The sequence below is a fragment of the Pseudomonas sp. MDV22-iso1 genome (genome assembly GCF_058145095.1).
The window spans coordinates 30,307-45,885 of the sequence record NZ_JBYVMF010000017.1; the positions used below are offsets into that span (position 1 = coordinate 30,307).

Sequence of the window (15,579 nt, forward strand, 5' to 3'; positions counted from 1 at the left end):
GCGCTTCAAGGACCTGGAAATTCTTGTTTTTGTCGCCAGTAACGCGCGGCCTACTCCGCCAGAAACGCGGCGGCGTCCAGCTCGACCATCACCGGTTCGTCGCAGTGACCGAGCTGGCCCAGCAACTCGCGAAGGGCGTGCAGACTGGTCACCCGGTGATGGGCCACGTGGCAGCTGCGCGCCAGGGCCTGGAAGTCCGGCGTGAGAATGTCCACGCCCACCAGGGGCACGTCTTTGGCGTTCATGTAGTCGCGGATTTCGGCGTAGCTGGCATTGTTCCAGAGCAACAGGATCACCCCGGCGCCCGCCTCTTTTGCTGCGATCAGTTCGGCGCTGGAAAACTGCAGTCCACCGTCACCCACCAACGCCACGACCGGGCGCGAGGGTTGCGCCAGCTTCGCGCCAATGGCGGCCGGCAACGCGTAACCCAGGGTTCCGTAACCGGTGCCGGCGTTGAACCAACTGTTGGGTGTCGGGGCTCGATAACCCAATGCGCCCTGATACACCGGCTGAGTCGAATCGCCGACAATCAGCGGCTGCGGCAGGTGATCACGCACCGTGTCCAGCACCGTCTGCAGACAGCGTTGTTTCGGACTCCAGCCAGCGTGTTCCAGCGCATTGACCTGGGCCACACGATTACCGGCCCACGCCTGATCAGCCTCTCTCTGCGAGAGTCGCGCCAACAGTGCACGCAACCCTTCCCCGGCATCCCCCAACAAGCCCACCTGCGCCGGTTGCACGCCCAGGACCTGCATCGGATCGATGTCCAGCCGAATCAGCGGCGCCTTGAACGCCAAGGGTCCAAGGCCGAAAAAGTCATAGTCGGTTTCCCCCAGTTCGGTGCCGATCGCCAGCACCACATCCGCCTCGGCGAACAGCTTGCGACCGTGTGCGGAGGACTGCACACCGTCGAGCAGCAAGGGATGCTCGCGCGCCAGCAAGCCACGGGCATTGGTGGTCAGCGCGACCGGGGCTTGCAACCGTTCAGCCAGCGAGGTCAGGGCAGCACTCGTTCGACGGGCGCCGCCACCCGCCAGAATCAATGGCCTGCGGGCGTGGTTGATCAGTTCGATCGCGGCGTCGATAGCCGAAGTGGCGGGCGCAGGAGCCGGGGGCAAGGCACGAGGACGCAGGTCCAGGCCATCGGCCGACATCTCCAGTACATCCAGCGGAATCTCGATGTGCACAGGACGTGGCCGCGTACAGCCAAACAGCGCAAAGGCACGGGCCAGGACTTCCGGCAGTTGATCCGGATGCTGCACGGTATGACTGAATGCACACACCCCGGCGACCATGGCGCGCTGATCGGGCAATTCATGCAGATGCCCATGACCCAGGCGCAAGTGTTCGCGGCGATTGCAGGTGGAGATCACCAGCATCGGCACCGAGTCCGCATAAGCCTGACCCATGGCGGTCAGAATATTGGTCATGCCCGGGCCGGTGATGATGAAGCACACACCGGGTTTGCCACTGGCACGGGCATAACCGTCCGCCATGAACCCGGCCCCTTGCTCGTGACGCGGGCTGACGTGCTTCACGCGACTGCCGCCCAGGCCACGATAAAGCTCGACGGTGTGCACGCCGGGGATGCCGAAGACAGTGTCAACGCCATAGCCTTCCAGCAACTGAACGAGCGCCTCGGCACAACGGGTCATGCAGCACCTCTTTGATAAGGGCCAGCGCGGCCCGATGACGAATGGGGCTAGTATTGTTGAACCAAGCGATACAACAATCGATTTTTTTTGGCCTGACTGTTCAATTTCCGTCACCATAAGTACAGTCATGTCTGGAATGCTGGCCTGTGGAAACACAAATCCTGTGGCGAGGGAGCTTGCTCCCGCTCGGCTGCGCAGCAGTCGCAAAATGGGCTGTCCGAGGCGTGCCTGGCTCAACGCGGTGACTTTTTTGGGGCCGCTGCGCGCCCCAGCGGGAGTGAACTCCCTCGCCACAGGGGATCGCGCTCGCAATTATGAATGTCGGCCTGTTCCTTCAACTTTCAGCGGGATGATTTATGCGTTTTCCATCGATGACAGCCCTTCGCGCCCTGGATGCGGTCGCCCGTCTCGGCAGCGTGTCGGTCGCCGCTCGCGAACTGAACCTGACGCGCAGCGCCATCAGTCACCAGATCAGCAAGCTTGAGGAATGTGTCGGCTTCGCCCTCACCGAGCGGATTGGCCGGGGGATTGGCCTCACCTATCAGGGCGAACGCTATGCGCGTGAAGTCCACGGGATTTTGTTGAACCTGCTGGATGCTGGTCAGCTCGTCGACGACCAGGAGATTTCCGGGCGGTTGTGCGTCAGTTGCGCACCGGGTTTCGCCACTTATTGGCTGTGCCACCACATCGGCGCGTTCCTGCGGCAATACCCGCAAGTGCAGTTGCAGTTGATCTCTCCCAGGACGCCGGACGACATCAGTAACCCGAATGCCGACCTGTTCATCGCCTATGGCATCGGTGACTGGCCGGAAATGGTCGTGGAAGAAATCGTCGCCCTGCGCTTCTTCCCCGTGTGCAGCCCGCGCTTGATCAATGCCTTGAGCGGCCTGAAAAACCCGCAGGAACTCAGCGGCTACCCACTGCTGCACATGACGGACTATTCGGACTGGCGCGTCTGGCTGACCGCCGCCGGCGCTTCCGGGGTGAACGCGGTCAGCGGGATCCTGTTCTCCGATGCGCATTGCGCGCAGTCGGCGTGCATTGCCGGTCAGGGCATCGCTATCGGCGACAACCTGATCAGTGGCGATGCCCTGTCCAAAGGCCTGTTGGTGCGCCCCTTCGACATCACCATCGACTTGCACCGGGGCTACTACCTCGCCGCCGACCCGCAAAAAGCCGAGCGCGCGGTGGTCCAGGCGTTCAGCAATTGGGTCAAGACGCAGTTGCAGTCGTCCCATCAAACCTGGCAAGACACTTTGTAACGCTGATCCCTGTAGCAGCTGGCGAAGCCTGCGTCGGCTCCGGGGTCGCGCTCGACCGCAGCAGTCGTAAACCCTGAGCATGCGGTGCGACAGTAGGAATACATCGCCTGATTTCACGACTGCTGCGCAGCCGGACGCAGGCTTCGCCAGCTGCTACAGGTGATGGTTAACCGCGCCAGAGAAATGAGTAAAAAAACTAACCAATACCTGCAAAATAATTCCATTGATGTAGCGATATTTTTAACAATAATGAGCCCAAAGCCCCGGCCGGATTGACATCCGTCCTCGCACGCCCTGGGGCAAATAAAAAGAGGAACTCTCATCGTGTCCAGCCGTTCAACGGTTCAGCTCAGTGCACAAGGCATCAGCCAGTATTACGGTCGTTTTGCGGCGCTGGATAACGTCGATCTGGACGTACGCCAAGGCGAATTCCTGACCCTGTTGGGCCCGTCCGGTTCGGGCAAGACCACGTTGCTGATGATCCTGGCCGGCTTTCTCAGCCCGACGTCGGGCAAGCTGATGGAGCAAGGCGTGGACATCATCAAGCGCCCTGCCGAGAAGCGAAACTACGGCATGGTGTTCCAGGGCTACGCACTGTTCCCGCACATGAGCGTCGCCGATAACGTGGCCTATCCGCTGCGCATCCGCAAAGTCGCCGCCGAGGAACGCCAGCGTCGGGTCAAGCACATTCTGGAAGTGGTTGGCCTGGGCGCGCACATGCACAAGAAGCCGTCGGAGCTGTCCGGCGGTCAGCAACAGCGCGTGGCGATTGCCCGGGCACTGGTGTTCGAGCCGGAACTGCTGTTGCTCGATGAGCCGCTGTCGGCCCTCGACAAAAACCTGCGCGAACAATTGCAGACCGAGCTGCAGCGCATCCATCGCCAGGTCGGCACCAGCTTCGTGTTCGTGACCCACGACCAAGGCGAAGCCCTGGCGCTTTCGTCGCGCATCGCGATTTTCAACCACGGCAAATTGACCCAGGTCGACACGCCGGAAAATATCTACAACCGGCCCGAGAGCCGGTTCGTTGCCGAATTCCTCGGCAAGATGAACCTCTTCCCCCTGGCGGACTTGACCCGCAATGGCCCGACCGCCACCGGTCGCTGCGGCAACAGCGTGCTGCACGCCCCCGCCCCCAGCCCGTTGAGCGCTCAGCCGACCGTGTTGGCGGTGCGCCCCGAACACATGGAATTGCACAGCGACTGCCCGACCCGGGACGGTTACAACGTCATGCCCGCGCAACTCACCGACAAGGTTTACCAGGGCTCCAGCACCCACCTGGCCCTCAAGGTCGGCAACGATGCCTTGCCCGTCAACCTGTCCGTCCCCGGCAATCATCCGGGCGCGCTGATGCCCAGTGGTGCGCCGGTGTGGCTGAGTTGGCCGGTGCAGCAAAGCTTCCTGCTACAGGCCTGAAGCCGGTATCACATGCGTCAAAAAGCTCTCTCTCCTAACGACAACAAAAAGGCCACTGTCCGAAGGACACCCGCCGACTGAGGACTTGCAATGAGCCAGGATCATCAACGCGACTGTATTGAAGTGCTTATCGAAAAGGCCCGTGGCGGGCAGATCAACCGTCGTACCTTCATGCAGGCCATGGGGTTGCTGGCCGCCGTGCCGCTGGCGCTGCGCAGTGGCATCAGCTGGTCGGCCGACAAGCCGTTGGTGGTGGTCAACTGGGGCGGTGACGCACTGAACGCCTTCCGTTCGGCATGGACCGACACCTTCACCAAAAACACCGGCATCCAGGTGCGCATCGACGGCGCGGGTCCGACCGAAGGGGCGATTCGCTCACAGCTGGCCAGCGGTCAGCCGAGCTGGGACGTGGTCGACGTCGAGAGTTACAGCGCTATCGTCCTGGGCAAGGAAAAGATCCTGCAACCGCTGGACTACAACGTGGTCAAGCGCGACCTGGTGGCCCCGGCGCTCTCCTCCGATCACGGTATCGCCAGCTACCAGTTCAGCTACGTGATGGCCTGGGACAGTGAAAAATTCGGCGATAACGGTCCCAAGACCTGGGCCGATTTCTGGGACGTGAAGAAATTCCCCGGCAAGCGCACTTTGTACAAATGGATGAACGGGATGCTGGAGGCGGCGTTGCTGGCCGACGGTGTGCCGGCTGATCAGTTGTACCCACTGGACGTCGCCCGCGCGATGGCCAAGATCGATGAGATCAAGCCCCACGTGCTGTCCTTCTGGAGTTCGGGTGCCGAAAGCCAGCAACTGATGGTGGATGGCGAAGTGTCGGTGGGTGCGATCTGGCATACCCGCGCCAAGCTGCTCGCCGAAGACACCGACAACCGCGTGCGCTGGAGCTTTGACAACGGCTTCATCAACTCCAGCAGCTGGGCGGTGTTGCAGGGCAACCCGGCAGGTACGCAACCGGCCATGCAATTCATCCAGCAGGCGCTGCAACCCGAAGGCCAGCTCAAGTTGTTCGAATTGCTGGGCAACGGTCCATCGAACAGCGCCACCGAGAAACTGATGTCGGCCGAGCAACTGGAAGCCAACTGCGCGTCGGCCGAGAACCTGAAAAAGCAGATCGCCCTGAACGCCCAGTGGTACGCCGACAACTACTCGAAAACCTTGGAAACGTACCTGACACGGCTGTCCAAGTGAGCCATCGACCATGACGACGACCCTGACCTCAACCTTGACTGCCCCCAAGCCCCGATTCAGTTCACCGGGCCTGGAACGCGGTTTGCTGCTGTTTCCGCTGCCCGTGTTACTGCTGGTGTTCTACGTGCTGCCGTTTCTGGGTGTGGTGGGCTGGAGCTTCTCCTTGCCGACACCGGGCATCGAGCAATACGAGCGCATCGCCACGGACCCGGCGATCCACGACATGCTGTGGCGCACCCTGCGCCTGTGCATGACGGTGAGTTGCCTGGCATTGCTGATCGGCTATCTGCTGGCCTACTGCTGGGTGTTCAGCCCACCGTTCTGGCAGCGCGTGGTGGAGATCTGCATCTTCATTCCGTTCTGGATTTCCGTGCTGGTGCGCGCCTTCGGCTGGCTGATCGCGCTACGCAGCAACGGTGTGCTCAACAATGGCCTGATGGGCATGGGGCTGATCGACCAACCGTTACAGCTGAGTCGCAATGAAATCGGCGTGGTCATCGGCATGCTCCACGTGATGATCCCGTATGCGGTGTTCCCGCTGCTGTCGAGCATGCGCCAGCTGGACCAACGCATCCTCATGGCTTCCCGCGGCCTGGGTGCCGGCCCGCTGCGCACCTTCTGGCAAGTGCTGTTGCCACAGACCCTGCCGGGCATGCTGGGCGCGTTCATCATGGTCTTTGTGTTCTGCCTGGGCTTCTTCATCACGCCCGTGCTGTTGGGCGGCGGGCAAACGGTGATGATTGCCGAATACGTGTTCCTGCAAATGTTCCAGACCAGCAACTGGGGCCTGGGGGCTGCGCTTAGCGTGGTGCTGCTGGCGCTGGTCAGTGCGCTGATCTGGGTGCTGCTGAAAATCACCCGCGTGAATCGACTGGTCGGCTGAGGTCATTATGAATACCCATCGCACAAGCCTGAGTACGCGGCTGCTGGCCGTGATCGCCATGGCTTTCATGCTGTTCCCGTTGCTGACGGTCATCCCGGTGTCCTTCACCAGCAAGCGCTTCCTGTCGATGCCGGAAGGCAACTGGTCGCTGCGGCATTACGAAGCACTGGTCAGCAACCCCGACTGGTTCCACGCCATCAGCCAGAGCCTGACCATCGCCTTCGCCACCAGTGTGATCGCCACATTGCTGGCGGCCAGCTTCAGCCTCGGCATCTGGTACCTGCGCTCAAAATGGGCCACGGCGCTGATCGGCCTGGTACTGTTGCCCATGGCCATTCCCCCGGTGATTTCGGCACTGGTGCTGTACTTCATGGAAACCAAGCTCGGGCGCTTCGCCCCGGGAATGGGCTACGACACCCTGACGGGCGTGGTGATCGCCCACGTCATCATGGTGGTGCCTTACGGCGTCGTCACCATGATGGTGGCGCTCAGTCAGATTGACCGACGTATCGAACTGGCCTCGCGCAACCTCGGCGCCAGCCTGATGCAAACCACGTTCATGGTGATCCTGCCGAACCTGAAACTGGGCATCGCGTCCACTGCGCTGCTGGCCTTTGCCTTGTCGTGGGAAGAAGTCGCGGTGACGCTGTTCATCACCAGCGTCAACGTGGACACGCTGCCGAAACGGATCTGGAGCGGTCTGCGCGATAACGTCGATCCAAGCGTGGCCGCCATCTCCGTGCTGCTGATCTCGCTGACCTTGCTGGTGCTCATCGGACGCCTGGTGCTGCAACATCTGGCCGACAAGCGCGCGCAGAAATTGCTGCATCCGTGAAGGTGTCGGGGAAATAGTCGGTCGTTTCGTCGAAGCACGACTATTATCCCCGCACATTTTTCGACATGGACGCGTCACGATGTTCAACGCCCTGCAAAACACCCCGCTGTGGGTTTACGCGACCTTTGCCCTGCTGTGCTTCTTTGGCATCAAGGCCCTGTCCCCGACGCGCGAAAGCAAAACCTCCTTGTTGATCACCCCGCCGATTTTGCTCGGATGGTCCTTTTATTCGCTGAACCTTTCGCTGCATCCCGCATTAGCGACAGGTTTCTGGCTGATCGCCGTGCTGGTAGGCAGCGCCGCCGCCCTGCTGATTTTTTCCAGCAAAAACGTCGCGCTGGATGACACGGGAACCGGATTGATCCTGCCAGGCACGATCAAGACGCTGGTGCTCTACCTGCTGTTCTTTGCGGTTAACTACTATTTTGGCTACGAGGCCGAGGTTCACCCGGCGTACTCGGCGACACTCCCCATCGTGTTGCTCAAGGCTTGTGCGTCAGGCGTGGCCAGCGGTTTGTTCTGCGGGCGGTCGATCAGGTTCTATCAGGTGTTCCGTTCCCTCAAGACTGCGCCGTTGTAGGAGGGTCGGGCCAATCTTTCGTCCGCCCGCCTGTTCAACCGTGACAACTGCGTCGCTGTCCAATAGATTAGGCGGCCTGAAAAGGCCCTGTGCTTTCTCGCCTCATCCCAAGTTAAAAGAAGTAGTGAAATTTCAATGTCCGATTCCAACACCGCTGAATCCGTAGTCACCTTGTCGTCCAAAGCGGAATACGAAAACTCCATCAATCTTTCACAGCATGTGCCCCAGGCCAAGACCATCGCCGAGATGGTCCTGGATTCGTTCCAGTCCACCCGTGAAAGCGACCAGATCCGCGAGCTGCGCGCCGCGATTCGTCAGGCTCATGACAGCTTCGACGACGACAAGGCCTACGAGCTGATGGGCGAACTCAAGCAACTCAAGGATGCCGAAGCGGCCGACATCGCGGCCCTCGAAGACCTGAGCAGCAAGTTCCCGATCAGCCGCATCCTGTCCAGCTTCAAGGACGATCCCGCGTTCCAGGAAATCGTCTACGGCCTGGCGCTTAAAGTGCTGAACCAGACCCATCAGGCCATCAGCAACCCGAGCAGCGGCAAGAGCAAGACAGCGCGGGCAAAGAAAGACGTCGAAATCTTTACCATCAGCAAGGACGGCGTGAGCGTCACCCTGCCGATGCGCACACCGCGTTCGCGAATGAATGTCGATCGCGAAGCCTTGGAATTCCTGGGACTGACCTTCGTCGGTGAAGGTGATGAAGCCGAGCTGGAAAGCGAGACCTTCCTGGACAATGCCGGGACTGAGCACGCCAGCAACCGCAAGAACATCATCACTGCGCTGCAGCAACAGACAGCGTTCGATGGCTACAGCATCGCTGCGCAGTAATCCGGACACACTGTATTTTGTGGCGAGGGAGCTCGCTCCCGCCGGGCTGCGAAGCGGCCCCAAAAAATCTGAACATCTTCAACTATTTTTGTGAGTGCTACGCACTCAAGCGCGAGCAAGCTCGCTCGCCACAGGACCTGACTAGCCACAGGTATCTGACTAACCAGTAATTTCTGACAAACGTTAACTTCAATACCCCTTCAGCCCCGCCCTCGTGCGGGGCTTTTTATTGCCTGCGATTCCGGCAAGACCGCGATTCCTGTTCCAGTATCGACAGCAGGACCAACACTTCCCATAACCCTTGAGCGCCACAGGTCCGCCTGCGGGGAGCGTCATCTCACTTTCCAGCCCAAGACCTCAGTGGTGCGATTGCTGAGGTCGTCATGAACACAACGCCCCTTTACCGTCAGTTAGCCCACCACTACCTCGACGCGATCCGCAGCGGCACCTTGAAAACGGGAGAACGCTTTCCCTCCATTCGACTGATGATGGAAAAACACGCCGTCAGCCTGTCGACCGCCGTGCAGGTGTGCCGCGAGCTTGAGGACTACGGGGTGCTTGAAGCGCGTCCGCGCTCCGGCAACTACATCCGTCAGCCGGACAACGTGCCCAAGCCCGCGCCTCCTGCACCACTGGACACCGGGGTGTATGTGGGCATTCACGAGCAGGTGTCGTCGGTGCTCAAGGCTGGCCAGCGGGCGAACATCAAGGTCAACTTCGCCAGCGCCTACTGCGCACCGGAACTCTATCCCCTGAAGGTTTTGCAGGACCACATGATCAAGGCGCTGCGCCAGGATCAGCAATTGCTCGGCAAACCCGGTTCGACCTGCGGCAACCTTGCGCTGCGCAATACCCTGGCCAGGCGCGCGCTGACCGCCAAGACCAACGTGAGCGCCGAGAAAATCGTGATCACCCACGGTGCGACCGAGGCGATCAACCTCGCCTTGCGCGCCGTCACCCAACCCGGCGACACCGTGGCCGTTGAATCGCCGACCTTCTATGGCTTGCTGCAGATTCTCGAAAGCCTGAGCCTGCGCGTGCTGGAAGTTCCGGCGACCGCGCACTCGGGGATCAACCTGTTTGCGCTGGAAAAACTGCTACTGGGTCCCGAACCAATTCGCGCGCTGATCGTCATTCCCAATCTGCAAAATCCGTTGGGCAGCATCATGCCCGACGCCAACAAGGCACGCCTGGTGCAACTGTGCGCCGAGTACCGCACGGTGCTGATCGAAGACGACACCTATGGCGACCTGGTGGACACCGATCAGCCCTTGTCCACGCTCAAACACTGGGACCGCACTGACAACCTGATCTATTGCGCATCGCTGAACAAAACCCTCGCTCCGGGCATGCGACTGGGCTGGATCAGTGCAGGTCGATGGCACGAGCGCGTGGAAATGCTCAAGCACACCCAGTCCAGAGGCTGCGAAACGTTGTCGCAACTGGCGGTCAGTGCGTTCATGAAAACGCCGTCCTATGAACGTTACCTGCGCCGGCTCAGGAAAACCCTGACGCAGCAACGCCAGCAGATGAGTGCGGCCATCCTGCGCTATTTCCCCTCGGGCACCTGCGTGAGCAACCCGCGAGGCGGCACCTTGTTATGGGTGGAGCTGCCGCCCCGGTATTCGTCGATGATGCTTTTCCAGGAGGCGTTGAAGGTAGGTATCCAGATTTCACCGGGGGACATCTTTTCCAACGCCCAGCGTTTTGATCATTTCGTTCGCATCGGTTGCGGCGCGCCGTATTCGCCCCGGATAGATGAGGCGCTGGCGACCCTTGGTCAAATCCTCAAAAACCAACACTAACGCTGTAGCAGCCTGCAAGTATCTCTGTAGCAGCTGCCGAGCCCGCCCTTGTGGCGAGGGGATTCATCCCCGCTGGGTTGCGAAGCGACCCCAAATCAGGCGACCTGGATGAATCAGTCATACCGAGTGCGCGGGTTTTACGACGACTGCGTCGCCGAACGGGGATGAATCCCCTCACCACAAGGGCGGGCTCGGCAGCTGCTACAGGGTTCACTGGGTATTCAGGGGTGGGTTGTGCAGGCAGATGATGTGCGGGTCGTCGTTCCAATGGGGGAAGCGTTCGGCGATCAGCGGGTCGTGGCCGGGGATAACGTGGTCTTCACTGTCCGCCAGGCTGTCGATCAGGCTGAAGGCTTCCAGCGTCTGGGCCAGGTCATCGAGGATCGGAAACGGACTGCGCTGGCGAATGTTCGCCCACAGATGCGCAGCGTCCGAGGCCAGCACGATCCACCCGCGCGCGGTGTTCACCCGCACCACCTGGCTGCCCGGCGTATGCCCGCCGACCGGGTGCAGGGTGACGCCCGCCACCACCTCGACACTGCCCGAGTGCAAGCGCATCCGCCCTTCGAACAACGGCGGCAGGGCCGACATCACGTCGTCCACCTCGTAGGTTTTGTTCACCGTGCGATGGGTCATTTTCGGTCCCGTGCAGAAGCGCAACTCCGCTTCCTGCAGGTGCACCGTGGCCTTGGGGAACAACCCGATATTGCCGGCGTGATCCCAGTGCAGATGCGTCAGGATCAAGGTGTCGACCTGCGCCGGATCGATGTCCAGTTGTCGCAGCGAATCTTCAGGCAAGCGGTACATCTGCCGGTTGCGCCGATCCGCCGTGGCCGGTTGAAAACAGGTGTCGACCACGATGACCTGCTGCTCATTGCGGATCACCCAGAAGTAATAGTCCAGGGGCATCGACGCATTCGGGTCGCCACAGCAGGCGTCGTACAGAAAATTTTCTCGAGCGGTGCGCTGGGCATTGGCGCCCACACGAATGGCGAACACTTCGTACTCAGGAACGGACATGCACACCTCCCGATTCAGGCCACAGCGGCCGCGTTGAGGGTCGGACGGAAGTCGAAATCGATCTCCTCGGTAATGCCCAGGTCCTGCGCAAGACGCAGCAGACCGCTGTAGTCGCGCATGATCGTGGCGTTCTTGTTGCTCTCGCGAGTGTCGGCGATGATCTGACTGGCGGCCTCGACCCCGAGCTGCGTCAGAATCGCCTCCCACATCGAGTAGTCCTGGGCGACAAAGGCACTCAGCGCTACCGACAACGTACGTGCGAAAAATAACCGCTGCGGTGGCTGCATGTTCGCGTACATGACCTTGGCCACTTCGGCGAGCACCTTGCTGTGGGCATATTCATCGCGGTTATGCAGTTCTGCCACGCGACGGTTTTGCGGCTGGATACTGTGATCGTCCGCCAGCAGATCCAGGTAGGCGTTGACGCTGATTTCTGCCACTACTGCAAAGGTGATGGCCGCCAGATCCCGCTGCCACTGCTCGGGCAATTCTTCACGCAATGCGACTAGACGCAGGTAGGTCACTGACGGCGGCAAGTCAAGGTCATGGTCCAGCGCCCTGTCCAGCCGGGTGCGCTCGATGGCACGCAGGTGCATCAGCGTGTGGTAATGCTCGTCGATCAATGTCTGCTGCATCGCCTCGCGAAAATGCCAGTCGTCCTTGCCCAGATACTGATTGGCGATGACGCTAAGCGCCGGGTTCACCACGTGTTCTTCGGCGGTGACCGTGCGCAGGTTGTAGCCGATCCAGCCCCAGGTCACGACGTTGCTCTTGAGCTCCTCGCTCAGGGCCTGGAATGCCGGGTGGTGGAAAAACGGCACCATGGACTCCGGATAATCCGGACGCGCCGGATCGAACGGCTCGCTGACCAGCGTCTTGTCCGGCGCACACACCGTGGCCCGTTTGGTCCACGCCTGATTGAGCCGCACGATCAGTTGATGATCGACCTTGGCGATCTCGATGGCTGTTTGCATAACGCGATACCTGTAGGACGCGCACCCGGTTGGGGGTACGCCGATGGAGTGATGGGCGACGGAAAAATCAGGCCAGCCAATAGCGGGTCAGGTTGCGCGCCGGGTCAGTGTAACGACTGCGGGCGTGGATCATTCGCCAGTTGTCCCAAATCAGCAGGCAACCGTCGGGAATCAACACCGGCGTGTTGTGCTCCACGAAATAGGCTTCACCCAGTACGGCAAACCTGGCCAACGGCGTCGTGCTGTTTGTGACCAGTGATTGCTGCAGATGCTCCCTGGAGGGGTTCACATCGCCGTAGTGAAACTGGTTGTAGCTGAAGCGGAAAATGTCCCCTTCTTCTGTCGGCGTCAGGATGTATTCCTTGACCCGGCGTTGTGCCGGTTCACCGGGTTTGGCGGTGGCGACGAACTCCACCGGCGTGTCATCGATCCATTCACGCAGCTCGGGGTCCGTGTGTTCGAGAAATGCCAGGAACTCGATGCCGTCCACCAGACCGGTATGCCCACCGCCACACGTTGCCTGTTGATGACAATGCAACGCCAGGTAACGTGGCGGTGGTCCGTACACCGGCGCTTCGGTGTGCGGGCCAATGCCGTTCATGCTCTGGGAATACGGCAGGTCTTCGTAACCGGGTTTGCGGGTGATCGCAAACGCCGTCTGCCCGTTGAATTGCGGAATGATCGGACCGAATGCCTGCAAGGTGCCAACAACATCATCGGCGAACTCGTCCGGGGCCAGCACGGTCCAGCCGCGGGCTGACAATTCCTCGTGGCGGTGCCCCAGCGAAACGTAAGGTTTAGACGCAACAATCCCTTGATCTGACATGGTGAGATTCCCGGCTGTTTAACAGGCGTTGACGGTTGAGGTGTATGCGGCAATCAATTCGCTGCACGCGCGGCCCGGTCGGTACCGATGCTCATCGATGCTTTGCACCGGTGTGATTTCGGCCGCCGTACCCGTGAGAAAACATTCATCGAAGTCGCCAAGCTCCGCAGGAAGAATGACCCGCTCGAGCACCTGGTAATCCAGCGCCCTGGCCAGTTCGATCACGGTCTGGCGAGTGATGCCATTGAGGAAGCAATCCGCCAACGGCGTGTGCAGGGTCCGGTCTTTGACGAAGAACACATTGGCGCTGGTGGCTTCGGCCACGTGACCACGCCAGTCGAGCATCAGCGCGTCGTGGTAGCCACTGTTTTCCGCGTCGTGTTTGCTCAGCGTCGCAATCTGGTAATGCCCCGATGCCTTGGCTTCAAAAGGGCTACAGTCAGGTGGCGGCCGGCGCCACTCGGCGGTCTTCAAACGGATGCCCGCCATGCGCGCCGCCGGGTCGAAATAGCTCGGCCACTGCCAACAGGCGATCGCCACATGAACGCTGTTGAAGCGCGCCGAGGTGGAAATCATTTCGCTGCCGCGCCAGGCCACGGGCCGCACATATCCGTCGACGATCCCGTTGCGGCGCAGCAATTCATGACTGGCCGCTTCCAGCGCTTCAAGCTCATACGGAATCACGAAATCCATCAGCGCCGCCGAGCGGTACAACCGCTCGCTGTGTTCACGCAGTTTGAAAATCCTGCCGTTGTAGACACGCTCGCCCTCGTACACGGTGCTCGCATAATGCAGACCGTGGGAGAGCACATGCAGACGCGCCTGGGACCACTCGACAAACTCGCCGTCGAGCCAGATAAATCCTTCTCGCTGATCAAACCCGCCACTGCTCATATCCCTGTCTCCTTGAGAATCGCCCTACGCCGTTTCCAGCAGGACCTGTATCAATTCCGGCGCTGCCACGGGCTCGGTCTGAAAGAAAAACAAGCGCTCGCCAAACGCGGGGCGCAAGTCATCGAACCAGGTCACATGGGGATCGAACCGCGCATAAAAGACGCGCAATACCCATTGCGGATCGCGGGCCTGCAGAAACTGCAGGACGAAAACTTTTTCCCCGGCGACGGTCTCGATGCCGTTGATCAGAACCTTGCCGTAGAAGGTACTCATGGACGGCCCGCGGACCGTGCGCGCCAGCCCGGAGACCGTGCGATACGCCGCCTGAAAAATCTCGAACGCCCGAGCCAATGGCATGGCGAAGTAATGACTGGGGCCGGTATCACGCTCGACGAACAGGTAATAAGGCACCGCCCCCAGCCGCACGCCTTCGGTCCAGAGCTCGGCCCAATCGGCGGGGTTCTCGTTGATGTGGCGAATCACCGGTGCCTGCATGCGCAAGGTGGCACCGGTGGAGCGAATACGCTCGATGGCCTGGCGGGCGATGTCCTGGCGGATCTCGACCGGGTGGTTGTAGTGCCCCATCACCGACAGGTTTTTCCCTGCCGCGACAATGCGTTTGAACAGTTCCAGCAGTTCCGGCGCGTCCTTGTCGCTGACAAAGCGCTGCGGCCAGTACGCCACCGACTTGGTGCCGATGCGGATACTCTTCAGGTGCGGCAGATGCAGCAGCGGCTCGATGTAGCCGGCCAGCGAGCGGGTGTTCATGATCATCGGATCACCGCCGGTGATCAGCACATCGGTGACCTCGGTGTGCACCCGCAAATAGCTCACCAATTCCTGGGATTCACGGGCGTTGAACTTCAGCTCTTCTTCGCCGATGAACTGCGCCCAGCGGAAACAGAAGGTGCAATAGGCGTGACACGTCTGACCGGCGCCGGGAAAAAACAGTACGGTCTCGCGGTACTTGTGCTGAATGCCGGGGAGGACTTTTCCGTCCAAGGTCACGCCGTTGTGCGTCAACTGCCCGGCCGGGTGCGGGTTCATGCGCAACCAGATCGCTTCGATTCGACGCTTGATGGCGACGCTGTCATCCAGTTCGATGAGGTGCTTGAGCGAGGCGTACTCGTCCGGCAGCAGCATGTCCTTGTGGGGAAAGGTCATGCGGAAAATCGGATCGTCCGGGATGTTGTCCCAATCGATCAGCGTCCCCAGTACGTATTCGTTAGTGCGAAACGGCATGACCCGCGCGACTATGTTCATGGCTTCCTGCAGCGCTGGCGTGAGCCTGTGCCAGTACGCCGTGTCGCGAATGGTGCGTGAGTTATAGGGTTTGTATCTTGGCGATTCCGACATTCCGTGCATGGCAGCGCTCCCGATGTCTTC

Annotated in this window: 14 protein-coding genes; 8 read left to right on the plus strand and 6 right to left on the minus strand. The window is 60.6% G+C overall.

Annotated features, from left to right (window positions below):
• Positions 1-50: 50 nt before the first annotated feature.
• Positions 51-1,655 (minus strand): 5-guanidino-2-oxopentanoate decarboxylase, encoded by a 1,605-nt coding sequence (locus tag AC3ZVB_RS19215; protein WP_490147431.1) that lies wholly within the window; start codon positions 1,653-1,655, stop codon positions 51-53.
• 356 nt (positions 1,656-2,011) lie between these two features.
• Here AC3ZVB_RS19215 and AC3ZVB_RS19220 point away from each other — a divergent pair, with 356 nt between their 5' ends.
• The 8 genes from AC3ZVB_RS19220 to AC3ZVB_RS19255 all read left to right on the plus strand — a co-directional run bounded on the left by AC3ZVB_RS19220 (position 2,012) and on the right by AC3ZVB_RS19255 (position 10,479).
• Complete coding sequence (locus tag AC3ZVB_RS19220; protein ID WP_162437355.1) at positions 2,012-2,917, plus strand: LysR substrate-binding domain-containing protein; 906 nt, start codon at positions 2,012-2,014, stop codon at positions 2,915-2,917.
• 324 nt (positions 2,918-3,241) lie between these two features.
• Complete coding sequence (locus tag AC3ZVB_RS19225; RefSeq protein ID WP_490147432.1) at positions 3,242-4,333, plus strand: ABC transporter ATP-binding protein; 1,092 nt, start codon at positions 3,242-3,244, stop codon at positions 4,331-4,333.
• Positions 4,334-4,423: 90 nt separating this feature from the next.
• Positions 4,424-5,536, plus strand: coding sequence for an ABC transporter substrate-binding protein (locus AC3ZVB_RS19230; protein WP_490147433.1), 1,113 nt, complete (start codon positions 4,424-4,426; stop codon positions 5,534-5,536).
• A gap of 10 nt (positions 5,537-5,546) precedes the next feature.
• The gene (locus tag AC3ZVB_RS19235) at positions 5,547-6,419 is read left to right on the plus strand and encodes an ABC transporter permease (protein ID WP_162437352.1); all 873 of its coding nucleotides are present in this window, start codon (positions 5,547-5,549) and stop codon (positions 6,417-6,419) included.
• Positions 6,420-6,426: 7 nt separating this feature from the next.
• Entirely contained in the window at positions 6,427-7,254 is an 828-nt protein-coding gene (locus AC3ZVB_RS19240; RefSeq protein WP_162437351.1) for an ABC transporter permease, read from the plus strand.
• Between the two features lie 79 nt (positions 7,255-7,333).
• Positions 7,334-7,834 carry a hypothetical protein gene (locus tag AC3ZVB_RS19245; RefSeq protein WP_490147434.1) on the plus strand — a complete coding sequence of 167 codons (501 nt, stop codon included), beginning with the start codon at positions 7,334-7,336 and terminating at the stop codon, positions 7,832-7,834.
• Between the two features lie 135 nt (positions 7,835-7,969).
• Positions 7,970-8,674 carry a hypothetical protein gene (locus AC3ZVB_RS19250; protein ID WP_162437349.1) on the plus strand — a complete coding sequence of 235 codons (705 nt, stop codon included), beginning with the start codon at positions 7,970-7,972 and terminating at the stop codon, positions 8,672-8,674.
• A gap of 383 nt (positions 8,675-9,057) precedes the next feature.
• A complete protein-coding gene (locus tag AC3ZVB_RS19255) occupies positions 9,058-10,479 on the plus strand; it encodes an aminotransferase-like domain-containing protein (protein WP_490147435.1) in 1,422 nt (473 codons plus the stop codon).
• Positions 10,480-10,689: 210 nt separating this feature from the next.
• On the opposite strand, the gene AC3ZVB_RS19260 is transcribed toward AC3ZVB_RS19255, so the two are convergent.
• The 5 genes from AC3ZVB_RS19260 to AC3ZVB_RS19280 form a co-directional block, all read right to left on the minus strand.
• Entirely contained in the window at positions 10,690-11,499 is an 810-nt protein-coding gene (locus AC3ZVB_RS19260; RefSeq protein ID WP_490147436.1) for an N-acyl homoserine lactonase family protein, read from the minus strand.
• Between the two features lie 14 nt (positions 11,500-11,513).
• Positions 11,514-12,473: a diiron oxygenase gene (locus AC3ZVB_RS19265; RefSeq protein ID WP_490147437.1), complete on the minus strand. Its 960-nt coding sequence runs from the start codon at positions 12,471-12,473 to the stop codon at positions 11,514-11,516.
• A gap of 67 nt (positions 12,474-12,540) precedes the next feature.
• On the minus strand, positions 12,541-13,299 hold the full coding sequence (locus AC3ZVB_RS19270; protein WP_490147438.1) for a TauD/TfdA family dioxygenase: 759 nt from the start codon (positions 13,297-13,299) through the stop codon (positions 12,541-12,543).
• Positions 13,300-13,317: 18 nt separating this feature from the next.
• On the minus strand, positions 13,318-14,193 hold the full coding sequence (locus tag AC3ZVB_RS19275) for a branched-chain amino acid aminotransferase (RefSeq protein ID WP_490147439.1): 876 nt from the start codon (positions 14,191-14,193) through the stop codon (positions 13,318-13,320).
• 24 nt (positions 14,194-14,217) lie between these two features.
• On the minus strand, positions 14,218-15,558 hold the full coding sequence (locus AC3ZVB_RS19280; RefSeq protein ID WP_490147440.1) for a KamA family radical SAM protein: 1,341 nt from the start codon (positions 15,556-15,558) through the stop codon (positions 14,218-14,220).
• Positions 15,559-15,579 lie beyond the last annotated feature (21 nt).